We start from the raw sequence: 19,833 nt of genomic DNA on the forward strand, positions 1-19,833 counted from the left end.
TTCGGTCGCTGATCGCCGCTGTCGTACGGCGTCGGCCGCGACCGTCGGGCCCGGCCGTCAGGTGTCGGGCTCAGATGCCCGCGGCTTCCTTGAGCTGCTGGGCGCGGTCGGTGCGTTCCCAGGTGAAGTCGGGCAGCTCACGGCCGAAGTGGCCGTAGGCGGCGGTCTGGGAGTAGATGGGCCGCAACAGGTCCAGATCCCGGATGATCGCGGCCGGACGCAGGTCGAACACCTCGCCAATGGCCTGCTGGATCCTCTCCACCTCCACCGTGTGCGTACCGAACGTCTCCACGAACAGCCCCACCGGCTCGGCCTTGCCGATCGCGTACGCCACCTGCACCTCGCAGCGGGAGGCGAGGCCGGCGGCGACCACGTTCTTGGCCACCCAGCGCATCGCATACGCCGCCGAACGGTCCACCTTCGACGGGTCCTTGCCCGAGAACGCGCCACCCCCGTGACGCGCCATCCCGCCATACGTGTCAATGATGATCTTCCGCCCGGTCAGACCGGCATCGCCCATCGGACCACCGATCTCAAAACGCCCCGTCGGGTTCACCAGCAGGCGGTAGCCCCCGGTCTCCAACTTGATGCCCTCATCCGCCAGCTCGGCGAGCACATGCTCGACGACCTCCGCACGGATGTCAGGGGCCAGCAGCGACTCGAGGTCGATGTCGGAGGCGTGCTGGGAGGAGACCACCACGGTGTCCAGACGCACCGCCTTGTCACCGTCGTACTCGATGGTCACCTGCGTCTTGCCGTCGGGGCGCAGGTAGGGAACCGTGCCGTTCTTGCGGACCTCGGTCAGCCGGCGTGAGAGCCGGTGCGCCAGCTCGATCGGCAGCGGCATCAGGTTCGGGGTCTCGTCCGTGGCGTAACCGAACATCAGACCCTGATCCCCGGCACCCTGCCGGTCCAGCTCGTCCTCGTCGCCCTCGACCCGCTGCTCGTAGGCGGTGTCGACACCCTGCGCGATGTCCGGCGACTGCGCACCGATCGACACCGACACACCACACGACGCACCGTCAAAACCCTTGGCCGAGGAGTCGTAGCCGATCTCGAGGATGGCATCACGCACCAGCTGGGCGACCGGCGCGTAGGCACTCGTGGTCACCTCACCGGCGATGTGCACCTGACCGGTGGTGATCAGCGTCTCGACCGCGACGCGCGACGTGGGGTCCTGGCGCAGCAGCTCGTCCAGGATCGTGTCGCTGATCCGGTCAGCGATCTTGTCGGGGTGTCCCTCGGTCACGGACTCCGAGGTGAACAGACGACGGGACATGGCTCTCCTGATGGCTGCGGGCTCAAAGCCTGGAAGGGGGTCAGAAACCGGGCGCGGTCACCCGTGACGCAGCCAAAGATGTACGACTTCGAACGAGGAGCACTCGAAGAGCGGCGGAACCCCAGCGGAGAGAGCCGGCCGACCGGTCGTAGCGCCCTGCCGGCCGTGGTCCGCCCGATGCCGCCGTGGCACCCCGCCCCCTCCCCACTCCGCCCCGCCCCGGGCTTCGGGGCGGGGTGCCTCAGCCGTCCGGTGAGGCGGTGGCGTCCTCGAGCGCCCGGGCGAGATCGCGGGCCCGTTCCTCCTCGTCCGTGCTCGCGCCGGCGAGCACCACGCGGGGCGGCCGTCCGCCGTCCGCGGCGATCCGCCGGGCGATGTCGCAAGCCAGGGCGCCGGCCCCGGAGAAGCCGCCGAGCAGAAGGGACGTGCCGGTGCCGTGCGCGGCCAGCGCGGGCCGGGCGCGGTCGGCGTCGCCGGTGAGCACCAGCAGCTCCCGGGAGCCGGCGTAGGTGTGCGCCAGCAGGTCGTAGCAGGTCGCGGGCGCACCCGGCGGCGGGACCAGGCAGATGGTGCCCGCCTGCTCTCGCACCGCCGGACGCAGGGTGAGCAGCGGCCCGTCCGGGTCCGTACCGGAAGCCTCCGCCATCTGCGGTACGGCCCGGCCCTCCAGGAGCTTCACGGCGTCCGCAACGGTGGTGGACTCGCCCGCCCACAACGGCAGTTCACGCAGCAGCAGGGCGCTCTGCATGAGCAGTTCGGCCGCCGCGTCCTCGTCGAGGACATCGCGGTCGTGCACGCCGGTCAGGACCAGGCCGCCGGTGCTGTCGTGGTGGGCGAGCAGCCCGATGGGCAGCACCGAGCGGGCGGGTACGGTGCCGGCGAACTCGGCCCTGATGCCCTGCGCGGCGAGTTCGTTCTCAAGGCCCTCCACCGGGTGCGGCGGGTCCTCGAAGACGATGACGGTGGCGGCGGGGTCGGTGCCCGTGCCGCGGCGTCCGGGGGGCCGTATCCAGTCGGCGGGGACCCATTCGTAGGCGGCCATGTCCAGGGCGTGGTCGCGCAGTTGCCGCATCAGCTGCGGCAGGGTTCCTTCCGGGTCCACCTCGACGGACATCGGCAGCGAGTTGCGCAGCGGTCCCAGCATTCGGGCGACGCCGTCGAGCGGGATGCCGCGGCCCGGGACCGTCACCGCGAAGCAGACCGGGGCCGGTCCGGTGGCGCCGGAGGCCCGGTGGATGAGCATGGCCCAGACGGCCTGGAGGACGCTGCTCTCGGCGATGCCCCACAGGCTCGCCCACCGCGCGAGACGGATGGTTTCTGCGGAGTCCAGGCGCAGCCGGGAACGCCCCACCCCGGTCAGCCCGGTGGCCCCGCCGGGCCGGCCCGGCCGCGACGCCGCGTCCGCGGGCGGCACGGACCGTGACCAGAACCCCCGTACGGGCTCCAGGTCCTGGGCCGCGATCCACGCCGTGTAGTCGCGCAGATCGGGGCGGCGCTCCCCGCCGGGCAGGGAGCCGCCCGCGAGATAGGCCCGGTGGAACTCGCGCAACATGATGTGCGCGCTCCAGGTGTCCAGCAGCGCCCGGTGGTAGGTGAGCACGATCCGCGTGGGCGAGGCGGCGCCCTCCAGCGGACTGCCCTCCGCACCCAGCAGGGTCAGCCGCAGCGGTCCTGGGCAGCGCAGGTCGAAGCCGCGCAGCCGGTCGCGTTCCAGCAGGCCCGACAGGTCCTCGTCGCCGCGCCGGACCCGGACGGTGATCTCGGGCGTGACCCGGCTGTGCACCATGAGCTGCGGTTCGGGGCCGCCGGTGAACGCCGTCCGCAGCACCGTCTCGCAGTCGAAGACCGACTGCCAGGCCGAGGTGAAGCGATCGACGTCGAGCGGGCCGTGCCAGACCCACACGAGCTGCTCGACATGCCGCCCGGTGCCGGGCTGCGCGTCACCCGCCGTGTACAGCGCCTTCTGCTGGGGGGTGGCCCGGAACACGGACGGGATGGGGGCGTCGGCCGCGCCGGCGAGCTCCCCGAACGTCTCCCGCAGCAGATCGGCGAGGGCGGCGACGGAGGTGTCGGTGATGCCCTCGGCGGGGTCGCTCACCCAGTCCAGGCCGACGCGCAGCCGGCCGCCGGTGATCTGGACCCGAACCTCCAGCCGGTGCGCGGGCCGGCCCGGCGCGCTGCCGGGCACGGGGTACGCGGAGCCGGGCAGCACCTCGTCGGGGCCGTGCAGGATCAGACAAGCCGGGGCGGGCGCCAGCGCGCGCAGGGTGTCGCGCAGCAGCGGGTCGGGGCTCCACTCCCGGCAGGCCCCGAACCCGGCGCCGCCCGCCGCCTGTCCTGCGGAGGCCGCCAACGGGCCCGCCACCGCCGCCAGTTGGCCGAGGGGGTCGAGGCCGGGGTCGAGGGCGAGATGCACGGGGTGCTCGCCGGTGAGCCGGCCCACGTGACGCCGTAGCGCCGGATGGCCCTCGCGGGGGTCACTGAGTACGTCGAAGCCGACCTCGTCGACCCGCTGCCAGCGGGCGAGAGTCAGGGCGAACACACCGGTCAGCACCTGCCCGGTGGTCAGCGCGAGCCGGCGCGCCAGGCCCTGGGTGATCCGCTCGGTCAGCTCCTCGTCCACGGTGAACTCCAGGTGGCGCTCGCCACCCGGCCCGCTGTCCCACGCCGCCCGGGCGGTCTCGGGCACCTCGCCGGAGCGGGTCACCGCGGCGGAGCGACGGGAGCTGAGCGCGTGGGCCCTGCGCTCGGCCACCAGGGACCAGTGCCGGACCTCGTCCGGGTCGCGGGCCAGATCCCGCAGTTCGCCGATCCAGTCGGCCAGGGCGTCCGGGACGCGCCGTGGCCGCGGCGGCACGGTGGCCGTGCCGAGGGCGGCCGTCAGGTCGCCCACGAGGGTCCGCCAGGACGCGGCGTCCACCGCGAGCTGATGGACGATCACCGCGAGCCGGTCGGCGCGCGGCCCCGTCGCACGGCGGTCCCGGGCGAGCAGGGCCCGCACCTGGACACCGCTGGTCGCATCGAGGGCATGGCCGGTCGCTGCGACGGCCGCCGCGAAACCGGCCTCGTCGGTGAACTCCCCTTCGGTCAACGGCACCTGGCCGTCCCAGACCGCGGCGGGCCCGAGGATGCGGCCGCCCGTCGCGTCCACGCGGGCGCGCAGTTGCGGGTGGGCGGCCACGACACAGCGCAGCGCCTCCCGGACCGCGTCCGCGTCCAGTGGCCCGGCCGGTTCGAGGTACACCGCCTCGTACCGCTGCCGTGGCGGCCGGGTCAGGACCGCGCACTGGGCGGGAACGAGCGGACGGTCGGCCGGCGGCGGCTCGGTCAGGAGGTCCGCGATACGGCCCACCACGGACGCCGCGATCGCACCGTCGCGCTGGATGAAGCGCAGTGTGTGGTGCTCGGGCCCGTGCCGCAGCAGCCGGTGCTGCCAGCCGGGCCGGCCCGGGTCACCGCAGGCGAGTTCGCCCAGGACGTCTTCCAGCACGGCGGGGTCGAGCGGACCGCGCAACTCGAGGTCCCACGGGGCCGTGTGCGGAGCAGGCCCGGGGTCGACGATCACGGAGATCGCCGCGTGGGAGGAGCGGGAAACAGTCATGCGTGTCCGGGGACGTGCGGTCTGCTGAGACCGGTGCGGTCCCCTCCCTCCTCTCCTCTGTAGGCGCTGGATGAGCTGCGACGCCCGGTCCCTGGGAGGACCGTGCCACGGAGTCGGTGGCCGACGTGCCGAGTGCGGCCCTGGCGGCGGGCCGGACGGTTCGCGCCCGGTTGCGCCGTACAGGGCCGTGGCGAAGACAGGGGAACGCCCGAGGACGGGTGGTCGGCGGTGCGGACGGGCCGCGTGCGTGCCCGACGGAGCCGGGCCGGCCGGGACGGAGGGAGCGGCCGCTGCGCGGGGGACGGGACGCGGGGCGCACGGGGGTGTCACCACACCGCCTCGCTTCCATGACGCCTCCTGGTCAGCAGATCTTCACAACCCTCCGACTCAGCACGCTAGTGGCAGCACCGGCCCCCCGTCCGTTTTCCCAAGCGGGTGTGAAGCGGTGCCCAAGCCCGTCAGGGCCCATCCATGAGCGGCAGGTCAGGACATCCGCCTCCCGGCCGGAGACCCGCGGTCACAGCATGCGGACGGCCGTCTCCGCGTGCTGCTTGGCGTGAGCGAGCAGCACCCGGCTGTTGCGGCCGATCGCCTCACGCACCCGGCGGCGGGCCTGGTCCAAGGTCGCGTTCTCGCCGAGCTCGGTGACGATGTCCTCCTCGCGCAGGACGACGGTGTGCTGCGCGAGGACGGTCACGCCCCGCTCGTCCGGGACGACGGACCATTCGCCGGTGTGCGCCTGGATCAGGGCGGGCGTCGTGGTCTGCTTGTGGATGATGCGCTCCGCGTGCGGGAAGCAGATCCGCACCGAGTCCGAGGCGTGGGTGCCGTACTCGGTCAGCGTCTCCATGCTCACGCGCTGAACTCCGGGCTCGTCCTCGACGAGGTCGACCCGGGTGACGTGCGGCACCATCTCCGGCCAGTCAGCCGCCCGGTACAGGAAGTCGTAGACCAGCTCGGCCGGCCCGTGGACGTGCACCGACTCCTCGAAGGTCAGGATCAGTTCGTCCAGGCGCGCCCACCGCTCGGCGATCGCCTTCAGCCCGGCGAGCTGGCTGCGGCTGTGCCCGTCGGCGGCCCGCTGCGCCCACGCCCGGTCGGCGGGACTGTCGTCGACGACGCTGAAGTCGTACACCAGCTCCAGGTCACAGGCGTCCGGCCCGTCGGCCCGTACGGTCACGATGCCGCCCAGTGCACTCAACGGCGGCGCGGGCAGTTCCTGCCGGAACTCCACACGGCGCTTCACCGGGTCCAGGCGACGCCACGAAGTCCATGACTTCAGCTCGCCGTCCAGGAAACACCACGTGCGCAGCCGCTCCCGCTCACCGTCGAACTCCAGGCGCTCCACATGAACGCTAGGAGCGAAATAGAGCGGCCAGTTCACCGCATCGGCGAAAAGGGCATAGACCACCCCGGCGGACGCGGACACATGAACCCTGTGAGCCGTCTTCTCCGCGAGCTCAACAGACATCTGAACACCTCTCCTACATTGCGCCGACGGGTACGCGAACAGAATTCAGACGGCCGGAAGAAAACCGCTGAAGGACGAGCGGAAAGCAGATCGAAAAGCGCTGGTCCCGTCAGCTGTCAACCGCCGCGTCGCGAGAGGATTCAGGGGCCCGCGGACAAGGGATGCCCGCACCGGAGGACCGGGCCGAGGGTTTCAGCCGACGGCCACGCTCTCCCGGGCGAGGGCGAGGCGGCCGGCGACGCGGCAGGCCCGGCCGAGCAGCCTGGGCAGTCCACGACCCCGTGCGAAGAAGTGATGGCCCGGGACGGTACGCAGCCGGGTGGGCCCCGTGGTCCACTGCTGCCAGCCCTCGGCGATCGTGGGCGGCGCCAGCGGGTTGTCCTGTGAGGCGACCACGAGCACGGGAGTGCTGAGCGGCCCCGCGGACGACGGCTTGCGGGCAGCCTCCTCCAGAGCCCGGGAGAGCTCCAGGTCGGCGCGGAGCACCGGCAGCATGGCCCGCAGCCAGATCCCCTCGTCGCTCTCGGCCGGCACGGCACCCTCGCCGCCCAGGACATGCAGCAGTTCGGCGTCCGACGCCCCGCGCACGTCCGGCAGTTCCGAGGGAGTGTCGGGCGGCGGACAGGCGCCCACGGCCAGCAGCGCCGGACCCGGCAGCCCCGCCTCGTGCAGGGCGCGCGTCAGGGTGAAGGCGACCATGGCACCGAGCCCGTGCCCGTAGAGGACGTACGGCCCGGGGTCGGGGTCCGCGAACAGGGGCAGCAGATCGGCGAGCAGCGCCTCATGTGTGGTCACCCGGGGTTCGGAGCGCCGCCGTTCGCCCCCCGGCAGGGCAACCGGGAGGACCTCGACACCGGGTCCGGTGTGCGCGGCCCAGTGCTCGAAGATCGACAGGCCCCCCTCGGAGTGCGCGAAACAGTGCAGCCGCACCGACTGTCCGTCCGACATGGCCGTCCTCCTCTCCCCTCGCCCCTGGACACACGGGGGCGGGGTTCGAGAATCGCCGGACGACCTCAATGCCCGCTCGAGAACGACCAGAGGCCGGCTTCCGCCGGCTCGGCGACACGGCCGAAGGGTGTGATCATGGAGAAGACCTCCCCCGCGGCGAGCTCGGGAGAGGTCCGTACGTACGAAGGTCTGCGCGATCTGCGGATCTCGTGCCGGTCGACGGGCGCCGAAGGCCGGCAGGAAGCACCTCGGCGCCCCACTGCCCGCCCGGGCTCCGGCCCGGCTACGGCCAGGCGACGTTCCCCCGGCCGCCCGGCCGCAACCATCAACCCCCACACCGTCCCGAGGCCACCGTCCCCCCGGTCGAGCCCCCTTCCGGCGGCCCGCCGTCCCCCCGGCGGGCGCAGGATGAGGCGCTGGTGGAAACCGACCTCTGAGTACGACTCGAGCCCCCGCTCCGGCCGGCCTCAGGCGGCGTAGAGATCGAAGGTCGAGCTGCGCCGGGCACCGGCGGCGACGTCCAGCTGCGGGTCGACGGCGAGCATCGCCTGGTGCAGTCGCTGCACCTGCGGCGAGGGCTCCACGCCCAGTTCCTCGATGAGCCGGATGCGCAGCTTGCGGTAGACAGCGAGGGCCGACGCCTGCCGCCCGGACCGGTACAGCGCCACCATGGCCTGCGAGTGCAGTCCCTCGTGCTGCGGGTAGCGTGCCGTCAGTTCGGCCAGTTCCGCGATGAGTTCGGAGTGCCTGCCGAGCCGCAGATCCGCGTCGATGCGGCGCTCCACGGTGCCGAGCCGGCTCTCTTCCAGACGCATGACCTCGATCCCGAGGATCGGCCCGACCCGGACGTCGACCAGTGCGGGGCCGCGCCACAGCTCCAGCGCCTTGCGGAAGCAGTTGGCCGACGTCTCGTCGTCCCCGGCCTCGAACGCCGACCGTCCCTCGGTGACCATGCGCTCGTACTCGTGGACGTCCACGCTCTCGGGCGGTATCTGGAGCAGGTAGCCGCCGTGCCGGGTGGCCAGCACCTCCTTGGCCGCGCCGGGGGCGTCGGGCCCCATGGCGGTGCCCAGGCGTCGACGCAGCTGAAGGATGTAGGTCTGCAAGGTGGTGAGGGCGCTCTGCGGCGGCTCGGTTCCCCAGATTTCTTCCATGAGCATGGGGACAGGCATCACCCGTCCGGGGTAGAGAGCGAGCAGGGAAAGAATCTGCCGCGGCTTACCGGCCGTCGGGACAATCGACCCCCCGTTGACCTCGGCACTCAACGGGCCCAGAACTTGAATCTTCACTGCTTTCCTCCGTACCTCGTCGAGTTCCTCTCGTGGCTGAATCCCATCACCGTCAGCACACTAGCCGGATTCGCGCCACACCCGATTTTCCTCAACCGGAGCTTGAGGGTGTTTCAACTGAACTCCGCAGTCCGGAAATTGATCCACTCAAGGGCATGTAAACGACGACTGGAAGAAAGAGAGTCCGCACTATCACAGAATGCTCTGCCTGGTTACCTTTTCCATTGAATTCCACTGCAGAGAAACCGGATTGCGGAATGCATGGCACCGCTTGCGGGACGAGCCGCGTTGGCCCGATGCCGACCCTCCCCCGGGATCGGTGCGCGTACGCCCCCTACGAGGACGACAGGGACGACCTGCCCCGGTGGACTTCACGGGCATCGCAAGGTCGTGCGCCGTGGTGCCGGGCGACCCCTCGCGGCCCCGGACATGCCGCTTCCCAAGGCGTCGGCGTACCGGACGAACCGGCTGCGCGGAGGCCCTGGGAAAGGGGGCGGCCACTCAACTCGTGGGGACGAGGCGGTCCTTGGTGGTCTTCGGTGCCGCCGTCGCGGTCTCGGGGTTGGCCGTCAGGATGGAACGCTGAAGGCGCCGCAGGCCCGCCGAGGGCTCCAGACCGAGGTCCCGGACCAGCGTGGCGCGCAGCCGCTGATAGACCTCCAGCGCCTCGCCGCGCCGCCCCGAGCGGTACAGCGCCAGCATGAACTGGCCGTGCAGGCTCTCGTGCGTGCGGTAACGATTCACCAGCACGGTCAGTTCGGCCAGCAGCTCCCGGTGCCGCCCCAGCCGCAGATCGGCCTCGATCCGCTGGTCCAGCGCGCACAGCCGGCTCTCCTCCAGACGCTTGATCTCCATGTCCAGCTGAGTCCCGGCCTGGACGTCCGCGAAGGCGGTGCCGGACCACAGCGCCAGCGCCTCCCGCAACTGCCGGGCGGCGCCGGGGAAGTCGCCGGCGTCCATGGCCCGGTATCCCACGCCCGCCAGGCGCTCGAAGGCGCGCACGTCGCTCTCGCCGCCGCCGCTGGCCAGGAGGTAGCCGCTGGGCATGGTCACCAGGACGTCCTTGGCGGTGCGCGGCCTGCTCTCGCCCTCCGCGCCGTCCTGCTCATCCTTCTCCAGGGCCACGGCGATGAGTTCGCGCAGCTGGAGGATGTAGGTCTGAAGGGTGGTGCGGGCGCTGCGCGGCGGTGTGGTGCCCCACAGTTCCTCGATCAGTGCGGAGACGGGCACCACCCGGTCAGCGTGCAGCGCCAGCAGGGCCAGCACCTGCCGCGGCTTGGGAGCCGTCGGCGTGATGGAGACTCCGTTCTCCTGTACGGCCAGTGCGCCGAGTACCTCGATGTCCACGCGATCTCCCCTGTCTTGTGCCCGAGTGCTCCGGTCGGTCCGCGGCCGTCAGCAGATGCCAGCCCGGCGCCACAGCAAGAGTAAAAACCGCGCGCGCGGTCTGTCAATATCAAACCGCACATCCTGTATTTTCTTAGTGGAGGCATAGCGCCCCAACCCAGCTGACCTGCACTTACATAGAACTTCCGGCGAGGCTCAAGGCGCCCTGGAGTGGATCTCCAGGGCACACCAAGGTGGAGCCAGCGAAGGAAGAATACAGAAACAGACCATGCAGTCTGCTAAAGCGCGAGGTCAGGGCGCGGGCCGCTCGGACAACGGCGAGGAGACCGCGGTCGTCGACCGCGAGCCGGCGCTCACCAGCCGGTCCAGGTCCTGCCGCCCGACGAGCCGTGGCAGCAGGACGTCCCAGAAACGGGTGACGTTCTGCCGCGACAGCCAGGAGTCGTCCTCGCCCGCGAGTACCTCGAAGCCCGTGGTGGCGGCGACGATGACACGGGCGCTGTCGACCCAGGACACCCCTTCCGCCAGAGCGCCGTTGCGCTCGGCCCGGCGCAGGCTGTCCTCGACCCAGTGCTGCCACTGGGCCCGCAGGGAGCTCTCTCCGCGGCGCGCCCAGTCGCCGGCGAGTTCGAAGCCACCGCGGACCACGGGGTCATGGGCGAGGCTGCTCATCAGCTCGTGCGTGGCGTCCACGACGGCCTGGAGCGAGTCGCCCTGCCAGGCCCGCGCCGCCTCGGTGATCCGGTGGACCGCCTGGGCGGCCTCCGACTCGACCGCGTCGGCGAGCATCCCCTTGTTGGCGAAGTGGAAGTGCAGGGCACCGTTGCTGACCCCAGCTCGCCTGCTGATGGTGCTCAGCGACGCGGTGACGAAGCCCTCCTCGGCGAACACCTCGGCCGCGGCCTTGATCAGTGCCTGCCGGGTACGAGCTGCCCGCTCCTGTTTGACCATGTGCTGTCTCCTGAGAACAGGGACGTCGAAGGCCGGCACCGCACCGACATCCCCAGTCCCTCGGAACGTACTGCTACTGCGGTGGGTTGCCGTGTTTGCGGGACGGCAGCTCGGCGTGCTTCCTGCGCAGCATGGCCAGGGAGCGGATGAGAACCTCGCGGGTGCGGGCCGGGTCGATCACGTCGTCCACCAGGCCACGCTCGGCCGCGTAGTACGGGTGCATGAGCTCGGCCTTGTACTCCTTGACCAGTTTCTGCCGCATGGCCTCGGGGTCCTCGGCCTCGGCTATCTGACGGCGGAAGATGACGTTGGCGGCGCCCTCGGCGCCCATGACGGCGATCTCGTTCGTCGGCCACGCGTACGTCAGGTCGGCGCCGATGGACTGGCTGTCCATGACGATGTACGCGCCGCCGTAGGCCTTGCGCAGGACGAGCGAGATCCGCGGCACGGTCGCGTTGCAGTAGGCGTAGAGCAGCTTCGCGCCGTGGCGGATGATGCCGCCGTGCTCCTGGTCGACGCCCGGGAGGAAGCCGGGGACGTCGAGGAAGGTCATGATCGGGATGTTGAAGGCGTCGCACATCTGCACGAACCGTGCGGCCTTTTCACTCGCCTCGATGTCCAGGACGCCGGCCAGGGTCTGGGGCTGGTTGGCGACGAACCCGACGGTCTGCCCGTCGAGCCGGGCCAGTGCGCAGATGATGTTGCGCGCCCACCCCTCGTGGACCTCGAGGTACTCCCCGTCGTCGACGACCTCCTCGATGACCTTGGCCATGTCGTAGGGCCGGTTGCCGTCGGCGGGCACCAGATCGAGCAGCGCGTCCGAGCGACGGTCGACGTAGTCGTCGCCGCGCACCCTCGGCGGCGCCTCCCGGTTGTTCTGCGGCAGCAGCGACAACAGGTAGCGCACCTCGGCGAGGCAGGTCTCCTCGTCGTCGTAGGCGAAGTGGGCCACACCGCTGGTCTCCGCGTGGACGTCCGCACCGCCCAGGCCGTTCTGCGAAATCTCCTCGCCCGTCACGGCCTTGACCACGTCGGGGCCGGTGATGAACATCTGCGAGGTCCCGCGGACCATGAACACGAAGTCGGTCAGGGCGGGGCTGTAGGCCGCGCCGCCCGCGCAGGGACCCAGCATGACGCTGATCTGCGGGATGACACCCGAGGCCTTGGTGTTGCGCTGGAAGATGCCGCCATAGCCGGCCAGCGCCGAGACACCTTCCTGGATACGGGCGCCCGCGCCGTCGTTGAGCGACACCAGCGGGGCCCCGGCGCTGAGGGCCATGTCCATGATCTTGTGGATCTTGGTGGCGTGGGCCTCGCCCAGCGCGCCGCCGAAGATCCGGAAGTCGTGCGCGTAGACGAAGACCGTACGGCCCTCGACCGTGCCCCAGCCGGTGATGACACCGTCGGTGTAGGGCCTCTTCGTCTCCATGCCGAAACCGGTGGCCCGGTGCCGGCGCAGGGGTTCGACTTCATGGAAGGAGTCCGGGTCCAGCAGCAGTTCGATGCGTTCCCGGGGAGTCAGCTTGCCCTTGGCGTGCTGCGCCTTGGTCGCCTCCGGGCCGGGGCCTGCCAGAGCCTGCTCGCGGATGCTGTGAAGCTCCGCCACGCGTCCGCGGATGTCCGGGGGTCCCGGTTCGCTCGGTACCGGGCCAGTCTTCAGAGCCATGTCAGGTGCCTTCCTGGGACAAGGCCGAGGAGGTCCCGCCCCGGGTCCGTTAGCCAGCATAACAAACCGCTTAAGCGGTTTCTGTTTGAACGGTGAAGGGATTCGGGAGATACCGTCGGGGTCAGCGCCAGCTGTCGGGCGCCGCATAGGGCTCCGGCCGTCGCCACCAGTCGATTTCGGCCGCCGGCGATTCCTCGGGCGCGGCCTGCTCGCCCTCCTGCAAAGACAGCAGCACCGCGACGACGGCGGCCAGCTCCGCCTCGTCAGGCTGCCCCTTCTCCACCCTGATCAGCAGCTTTTCGCCAGCCATACAACCGATCCCCCTTCGCCACGGGCCTGCAGACACGATCGGGCAAGCCACTCAAGGGCCGCTTTGAGATCACTTGAGATGCGGAGCGCCGGAACGCCGGACAGGCATCCGCCGGCCCGGATACCGCCCGCCCGGGGGGCGCCTCAAGGGGACCTGCGGGTTTCGGACCGCTGCCTCAGATCCGGTGCCGCCGCCTCCACATTTGGGAACGAGTCGTTCCATTTATCGTCGGCTGGAGGGCCGCGCTCCTCTAGAAATTAAACCGGATGGTATGTATCTTCACAGGCCTGAGGGATCCACCACCGACATTCAAGCCAACGGCGGCTCAGGGGGAACTATGTCTGCGAGTACGTTCCGCATGCACCGCGCGATAGCCGGCACAGCAGTCACAGGGAGCGCCACGACGGAGCCGACCGGCTCGCGGGCCCCGCTCTACCAGTCCCTGACCACTACTGTTCCGAAGGAATTCGTCCACCGTGCGAGCGTCGCCGAGGTCATGCTGACCGACTGGCGGCCCGTCGCCGAGGACCGCTTCGCCGTCGACGCCCAGTGGCCGCGCGGGCACAGCTTCTTCGCCAACGTGGACGGCTGCCACGACACGCTGATCGCCGCAGAGACGATCCGGCAAGCCGGCATCCTGCTGGCGCACGCCGAGTACGACGTCCCCCTCGGTCACCACTTCCTGGTGAGCGACCTCAGCGTCACCGTCCGACCGGAGCAGGTGCGTGTCGACTGGACTCCCGCCTCTCTCGAACTCGACGTCCGGTGCGTCGATGTGAAGCGGCGCGGTGCCAACGTGTCCGGGTTCCGCATCGAGGTCACGATCTACCGTGACGGCGCCCTCGCCGCGACCGGCGGCGGCGCACTCACGTGCATGAACCCTCGGGTCTACGAGCGGCTGCGCGCCGCCCGTGTGCCCACGGGCGAACGTCCCGAGGTCATCGCCCTGACGGCCCCGGAGGCCCCGCAGACCGTCGGCCGTATGTCCCCGACGGATGTGGTCCTGTCCCCTGTCGGTGAGCCCGGCCGCTGGCAGCTGCGCGTGGACACCCGGCATCCGGTGCTCTTCGACCACATGGTCGACCATGTGCCGGGCATGGTGCTCCTCGAAGCGTCCCGCCAGGCCGCGGCCGCCACGCTGGGACATGCCTCTCTGCCGCTTTCCATTTCCAGTGAGTTCCTGCGCTACGTCGAACTGAACGCACCGTGCGTCATCGAGGCCCGCCGCCTCACCGACGTGCACCAGGACGGCGGCCAGACCGTGCTCGTGACCGCCTACCAGGGCGAGGCGGAAGTGTTCCGCTGCACCGTGGCCATGGCGGCGCCCACCGACTGACGAGCTTCTTCCCTCTGACCGGCCTCCCTCCTGACGCCACGGCTCGCCCGGAGGGGGGCCGTTCACGTACGGGCTGAGTACAAGAGGGCACGCGGCGGCTTGTCATGGACGACCGCTTGAGCCGTACGACCGCTTGAGCCATACGACCGCTCGACGCGCAGGACGGCCACCGGACGGGCCGGGCGGTGCGGGCCGCGGGAGGCAGGACCGTGCGTCCTCTCCCGGCGGCCCGCACCGCGGCTACGCCCCCACCGGTTCCGTGGTCGGTGCGAAGGCGGCGAGATGGTCCTGCGCCCAGTGGGAGAAGGTGCGCGCCGGGTGTCCCGTCAAGGCCTCGACCGTGCCGTCGACCGCTGCCTTGGCGCCTGCGCGCTGACGCTCGGCGCTGTCCAGCAGCGCCTGGACCACCGGTGCCGGATAGCGCCGGGCCAGACCGGCACGTGCCTCGTCGAGGGTCAACTCCGCGAAGCGCAGCGGGATCCCCAGCAGCCCGGCGAGCTGCCGGGTCTGTCCGGCGGCGGTGACGGCCTCGGGTCCGGTCAGGGTGTAGGCGCGCCCGGCATGCCCCTCTTCGGTCAGGACGCGTACGGCGGCCTCCGCGATGTCCCGTGGGTCCACGCAGGCGTTGCCCGAGGTTCCGTACAGCGCGCGGACGGTGCGCTCGGACCGTACCGAAGCAGCCCAGGAAAGGGAGTTGGACATGAACGCACGCGGCCGCAGCAGGGTCCACTCCAGACCGGAGCCCCGCAGGAGTTCCTCGCCGGCCCGCTGCCAGCGGGTGATGAGGTCGTCGGCCTCCTCGTCGAGCACGGCCGCCGCCGAGAGTTTCACCACCCGTCGCACTCCGGCCAATTGCGCGGCACGCACGAACCGCACGTCGTCCTCGCCGGAGGGGCTCGTGGTGACGAGGAACGCCGTACGCACCCCCTGGAGAGCCCGCGCCAGCGACTGCGGGTCCTCGAAGTCCCCGGCAGTCTTCTCCGCGGTCGGCGCCGCCCCCACGATCTTCGCGGGATCCCTGGACATGATGCGAACGCGTAAATCGGCGGGAAGTCGCTCAACCAATGCTCGACCCACCGTTCCGGTGGCTCCGGTCACCAGAATCATCGCGTTCCCTCCCCCGTCCGGGCCCCGGTTGCACCGGCGCCCCACCTGATCGCCGCCATCTGGATCCCCTCCCTGCTGGCGATGCTTTTAAGCAACTCCTTGAATCTGTTACGAGTCGAGGGGCTGCGCGAGAGCCAACCATCTGTAAGATACAAACTGGACGGTTTTTTTGTTGGGTCTCCGGGCTCATCGACTGGAGGAGGCCGAAGTTGGTCAAGCAGGACCGGGCGATCCGTACTCGACATGCAATCCTGACGGCGGCGGCAAAGGTCTTCGAGGAGCGCGGCTACCAGGCCGCGACCATCAGCGAGATCCTGGCGGTCGCCGGAGTGACCAAGGGCGCTCTGTACTTCCACTTCCCCTCGAAGGAACACCTCGCCGAAGGGGTGCTCCTCGAGCAGGACCAGCGGCTGCCCATCCCCGAGCGTTCCTGCACGGTGCAGCGGCTCGTGGACACCGTTGTCCTGCACGCCTACCACCTGCAGACCGATCCGATGGTGCGGGCGAGCGTGCGTCTGTCGCTGGACCAGCAGGCCCAGGGACTCGACCGCAGCGGCCCCTTCCTGCGCTGGAGCGAGGTCGGCACGGAGCTGCTGGAGAAGGCCCAGGCCCAGGGGGAACTGCTCTCCCACGTCAAACCGGCCGAGACCGCCGACGTCCTGGTCGGCGCCTTCGCCGGCGTGCAGGCGATGTCCCAGGCCCTGTGCAACTACCAGGACCTGCCACGCCGGGTCAGCTGCCTGCTGCAGCATCTGCTGCCCAGCGTGGTGGTCTCCTCCGTGCTGGCCACGGTCGACATCACCGAGCACCGCGGTGCTGCGGTCCAGACCGAGCTCGAGGCCTTGCACGCCGCCTCCTTGCGCGTCCCCGTCAGCTGACGGTCCCGGCCAGCACACCCCTGGTCTCCGCCGCCGCGCCCGCCCCGAAGTACCCGGTCAGAGCGGCGGCCGGCCCGTCACCCCCGGCGGCCCAGGCGATGTAGCCGTCGGGCCGCACCAGGAGGGCGGCACAGGACAGCTGAGGCACCGGTTCGGCGTACACCACCCGCACCAGGCCCGCCCAGCCGCGCACCTGTTCCGCGTAGTCGTCGCCCCGGTCGCCGAAGACGAGCAGCAGCGGCCGCCCCTCGCCCAGCAGCGAGATCACATCGGTCCGCCCCGTGCCGGTCACCAGGTCGACGTTGTGCAGAAACCTTCCCTCCCAAGGGGAGGACTCCGCGCCGCGGGCCGGCAGCACCGTGTCCTGGGCGCTGACCATGGACGCCAGCACCCCGCTCTCCCGGCTTCCGGCCAGCAGCTCGCCGAACAGGTCCCGCAGCGGGTCGAGTTCGGGAGCGGGCCGCATCAGCGCAAGCTGGGCCCGGGTGTTGTCGATGACCCGCTGCGCGGCGGGCCGGCGCTCCTCGTCATAGGTGTCGAGCAGCGCTTCGCCGGCGGTCCCACGCACGGTGAAGGCGAGCTTCCAGCCGAGGTTGACGGCGTCCAGCAGCCCGGTGCTCAGCCCCTGGCCGCCGATCGGGAAGTGCAGGTGCGCCGCGTCCCCGGCCAGGAACACCCGGCCCTTGCGGTAGCAGTCGGCCAGCCGGGAGAAGTCGCTGAACCTGCTCAGCCAGCGCGGGTCGCCCATCGCGATGTCCCGCCCGACCAGCCACGACACCTCCGCACGCAACTCCTCCAGCGTCAGCGGCGCGTGCCGGTTCTGGTGGGCGCCCTCGCAGTTGAGGGTCCGCAGCCGGACCGCGCCGGCTCCCAGGTGCTTGGTGACGATCCAGCCGCGCGCGGTGCGGTGCCAGCCCGGCGGAAGGTCCTCAGCGACGTCGAGGCGGACGTCACCGGCCATCGCCGAGACGGTGGCCGGGTAGGTGCGGGACGTGAAGCCCGCCCCTTCCCTGACGAGACTGCGCGCCCCGTCGGTCCCCACGAGATAGTCGCCCCTGCACGTCACCGGGCCGTCCGGGCCCTCGGCCACGACGGCCACCCCGCCCGGCCCCTGCCGGACCTCGGTCACCCGGTATCCGCGCACGATCCGCGCACCGGCGGCCCGCGCCCGCTGCCCGAAGTGACGCTCGAGGTCCTCCTGCGCACACTTCAGAATCGGTTCCGGCTCCGCCGCGGGCGCCGAGATGGCGAGCCCCGGCATGCCCGCGAAGTGGAACGGGCTGTTCGTCACCGCCGAGCCGGTGCACTCCCCCGGCGTCACGAACCCGCGGAGATAACCGCGCCGGACCAGGCATTGCACCGTACGGGCGTGCAGTGTGGTCGCCTTGGGCCGCTGGGAGACCTGCGTCTCCGCCTCGAAGACGACCGTGCGCACGCCGTATCCCGCCAGTTCGCAGGCGAGGACCATCCCCACGGGTCCTCCGCCGACGATCACCACTTGAGCCTGCATACCGCGCATCGTTGCGGGCCTCCCCCAGTCGTGGATCAATGGCGCACAGGGCAGGCGGAGAACCAAGGCGTACGACCGCTCAGCGGGTCCCCCGTCCGGATCAACTCCCCGGCTCCCTCAGGGAGTTGAGCTGCCCCATTCGCTCATGAGTGCGGACAGCGAAGAAATATACCGGATGGACGGTTCTTTGCAATGCCGGTCGGGATCCCCTGAACCGTTTCTTTGCCTGCCTCAGCCCGACCGCTCGTTCCTGCCGGGAGGCGGGGTGGGTCCGCATCCCCGGCGCAGCAACGCCACTAGCCACAGCGCCATTCCCGGCTCGAACGTCACCGGGCCTGGCCCGAACGCCCTCTCAGCAGCGCGGCGATGCCTCGCGCAGGTCAAAGCCGGTGTTCTTGTTCTCGCACCTTGCCAGGTGCGGCCGGCCCGAGACCAACCGGCTGGCGTATGCGCTGCGCGCCTTCGGGCCGAGGACGGTTGATCATGCGACGGTCGTCGCGACGGTTGCATTTCGTCGGCGCCGGGCTGTGGTGGACAGCCCTTCTCGGTGCACCGGACGCGGTGGATGGGCAGGTGGCGGCATGGCAGAGGCGGCGGTGGCAGGAGCGCGACGGGTACTTGCTCCACTGGCGTTGGCGCAGTTCATCTGCAGCTTCGCCGGCTCGAACATGAACGTGATGATCAACGACATCAGCGAGGACCTGGACACCACTGTGCAGGGGGTGCAGGTCGCGATCACGATCTTCCTGCTGGTGATGGCCGCGCTGATGATCCCGGGCGGCAAGCTGACCGACAAATGGGGACGCAAGCGCTGCCTGCTGGCGGGGCTCGTGATCTACGGAATCGGGGCGGTGCTCAGTGCGGCCGCGCCGGGGCTGGGTGTGCTGATCCTCGGGAACTCGATTCTGGAGGGTGTGGGGACGGCCCTGCTGATCCCGCCGGTCTACATCCTGACCACCCTGCTGTTCACCGACACGGCGTCCCGGGCGCGCGCGTTCGGCTCGATCATGGCGATGGGAGGGATCGGGGCGGCCGCCGGTCCGCTGATCGGCGGACTGATCACGAGCGCGATCAGCTGGCGGGCCGCGTTCGTGTTCCAGGCGCTGGTGATCGTGGTGATCGTGGTGCTCAGCCGCAAACTCACCGATCCCCTGCCGCCCGACCCCGACCGGCCCTTCGACACCGTCGGGGCGTTGCTGTCGGCGGCGGGCCTGGTGCTGCTGGTGACCGGCATCCTGGCCGTCGACAACAACGGCTGGCTGGCGCTGGCCCTGCTGCTGGCCGGCGTGTTGGTGCTGGCGGGCTTCTTCGCCTGGGTACGCGGCCGCGAGCGCACCGGCCGGGAGGCGCTGCTGTCGACGGCCCTGTTCCGCAACCGCACCTCCAACCTCGGCCTGGTCACCCAGAACACGCAGTGGCTGATGCTGATGGGCGTCTCGTTCACCGTCGCGGCCTACCTCCAGGTCGTCCGCGGCTACGACGCGATCGAGACCGGCGTCATCTTCACCGCCGCGACCCTGGGCATCCTCGCTTCCTCCCTGGCAGCCGAGAAGCTGGCCCGGCGCCGTGCACAGCGCACCCTCATCATGGCGGGCTTCATCGTGACGATCGCCGGGGTCGCCGTGCTGTTGGCCCTGGTCGCGTGGAAGCCCGCCGCCTGGGCGTTCACCCCCGGCCTGCTGCTGATCGGCCTGGGTCTGGGGGTGATGCTCACCCCGTCGGTGAACGTGGTCCAGTCATGTTTCCCCGAGACGCAGCAGGGCGAGATCTCAGGCCTGTCGCGCAGCGTCTCCAACCTCGGCTCCTCGCTCGGCACGGCCGTCGCGGGCACGATCCTGGTCTCCGAGCTCAGTAGAGGCGGGTACGCGGCGGCGATGGCGGCGCTCATGGTCGTCGGCCTGGGCGGTCTGACCGCCGCGGCGCTGCTGCCGCGCACCGACCGGCAGCCTGCCGCCGGAGCCGGGACCGCGGCTCCGCAGCAGTGATCCCGAGGGCGGTGCGGCCGGGTCGGGTCTCTGGGCGAACCGGCCGTTGTACGGGGTTCATGCCGCCTTCTCACAGGCTGCGGGCGGCTTGCAGCTCAAGACGTTAAGGCCGTTGCAACCGACCTGAATCGAATGCAACGAAGAGCCCGTCAGTC

Annotated in this window: 14 protein-coding genes; 3 read left to right on the forward strand and 11 right to left on the reverse strand. The window is 70.7% G+C overall.

Annotated elements, in window-relative coordinates; all coding sequences use genetic code 11:
- Positions 1-70: 70 nt before the first annotated feature.
- From metK to ACFUO4_RS38365, 9 genes are all read right to left on the reverse strand, one after another.
- A complete protein-coding gene (metK, locus tag ACFUO4_RS38325; protein ID WP_383493767.1) occupies positions 71-1,279 on the reverse strand; it encodes a methionine adenosyltransferase in 1,209 nt (402 codons plus the stop codon).
- Between the two features lie 241 nt (positions 1,280-1,520).
- Positions 1,521-4,880, reverse strand: coding sequence for a condensation domain-containing protein (locus ACFUO4_RS38330; protein WP_383493770.1), 3,360 nt, complete (start codon positions 4,878-4,880; stop codon positions 1,521-1,523).
- Positions 4,881-5,397: 517 nt separating this feature from the next.
- On the reverse strand, positions 5,398-6,351 hold the full coding sequence (locus ACFUO4_RS38335; protein WP_079307144.1) for an aromatase/cyclase: 954 nt from the start codon (positions 6,349-6,351) through the stop codon (positions 5,398-5,400).
- Positions 6,352-6,543: 192 nt separating this feature from the next.
- A complete protein-coding gene (locus ACFUO4_RS38340; protein ID WP_079307142.1) occupies positions 6,544-7,299 on the reverse strand; it encodes a thioesterase II family protein in 756 nt (251 codons plus the stop codon).
- A 467-nt stretch (positions 7,300-7,766) separates the two neighbouring features.
- A complete protein-coding gene (locus tag ACFUO4_RS38345; protein WP_079307140.1) occupies positions 7,767-8,588 on the reverse strand; it encodes an AfsR/SARP family transcriptional regulator in 822 nt (273 codons plus the stop codon).
- A gap of 501 nt (positions 8,589-9,089) precedes the next feature.
- Positions 9,090-9,935 (reverse strand): AfsR/SARP family transcriptional regulator, encoded by an 846-nt coding sequence (locus tag ACFUO4_RS38350; RefSeq protein ID WP_079307138.1) that lies wholly within the window; start codon positions 9,933-9,935, stop codon positions 9,090-9,092.
- A 291-nt stretch (positions 9,936-10,226) separates the two neighbouring features.
- Positions 10,227-10,886 (reverse strand): ScbR family autoregulator-binding transcription factor, encoded by a 660-nt coding sequence (locus ACFUO4_RS38355; RefSeq protein WP_383493775.1) that lies wholly within the window; start codon positions 10,884-10,886, stop codon positions 10,227-10,229.
- A gap of 73 nt (positions 10,887-10,959) precedes the next feature.
- Entirely contained in the window at positions 10,960-12,552 is a 1,593-nt protein-coding gene (locus ACFUO4_RS38360; RefSeq protein WP_383493778.1) for an acyl-CoA carboxylase subunit beta, read from the reverse strand.
- Positions 12,553-12,673: 121 nt separating this feature from the next.
- Positions 12,674-12,862, reverse strand: a complete 189-nt coding sequence (locus tag ACFUO4_RS38365) for an acyl-CoA carboxylase subunit epsilon (protein ID WP_079307134.1) — start codon at positions 12,860-12,862, stop codon at positions 12,674-12,676.
- A gap of 337 nt (positions 12,863-13,199) precedes the next feature.
- Here ACFUO4_RS38365 and ACFUO4_RS38370 point away from each other — a divergent pair, with 337 nt between their 5' ends.
- The gene (locus ACFUO4_RS38370; RefSeq protein ID WP_079307133.1) at positions 13,200-14,198 is read left to right on the forward strand and encodes a ScbA/BarX family gamma-butyrolactone biosynthesis protein; all 999 of its coding nucleotides are present in this window, start codon (positions 13,200-13,202) and stop codon (positions 14,196-14,198) included.
- Positions 14,199-14,438: 240 nt separating this feature from the next.
- Here ACFUO4_RS38370 and ACFUO4_RS38375 read toward each other — a convergent pair whose 3' ends face one another.
- Complete coding sequence (locus ACFUO4_RS38375) at positions 14,439-15,305, reverse strand: NAD(P)H-binding protein (RefSeq protein WP_079307232.1); 867 nt, start codon at positions 15,303-15,305, stop codon at positions 14,439-14,441.
- Between the two features lie 209 nt (positions 15,306-15,514).
- Between ACFUO4_RS38375 and ACFUO4_RS38380 the strand changes: the two genes are divergently transcribed.
- Positions 15,515-16,183 (forward strand): ScbR family autoregulator-binding transcription factor, encoded by a 669-nt coding sequence (locus ACFUO4_RS38380; protein ID WP_079307230.1) that lies wholly within the window; start codon positions 15,515-15,517, stop codon positions 16,181-16,183.
- Here the strand turns inward: ACFUO4_RS38380 and ACFUO4_RS38385 are convergent.
- Positions 16,176-17,702, reverse strand: a complete 1,527-nt coding sequence (locus ACFUO4_RS38385; protein WP_383493783.1) for an FAD-dependent monooxygenase — start codon at positions 17,700-17,702, stop codon at positions 16,176-16,178. The two genes, ACFUO4_RS38380 and ACFUO4_RS38385, sit on opposite strands and share 8 nt — an antisense overlap.
- 572 nt (positions 17,703-18,274) lie before the next feature.
- Between ACFUO4_RS38385 and ACFUO4_RS38390 the strand changes: the two genes are divergently transcribed.
- The gene (locus tag ACFUO4_RS38390) at positions 18,275-19,678 is read left to right on the forward strand and encodes an MFS transporter (protein WP_383493786.1); all 1,404 of its coding nucleotides are present in this window, start codon (positions 18,275-18,277) and stop codon (positions 19,676-19,678) included.
- Positions 19,679-19,833 lie beyond the last annotated feature (155 nt).

It is taken from the genome of Streptomyces sp. NPDC057280 (genome assembly GCF_042668605.1).
In the GTDB taxonomy this organism is placed as follows: Bacteria; Actinomycetota; Actinomycetes; order Streptomycetales; family Streptomycetaceae; genus Streptomyces.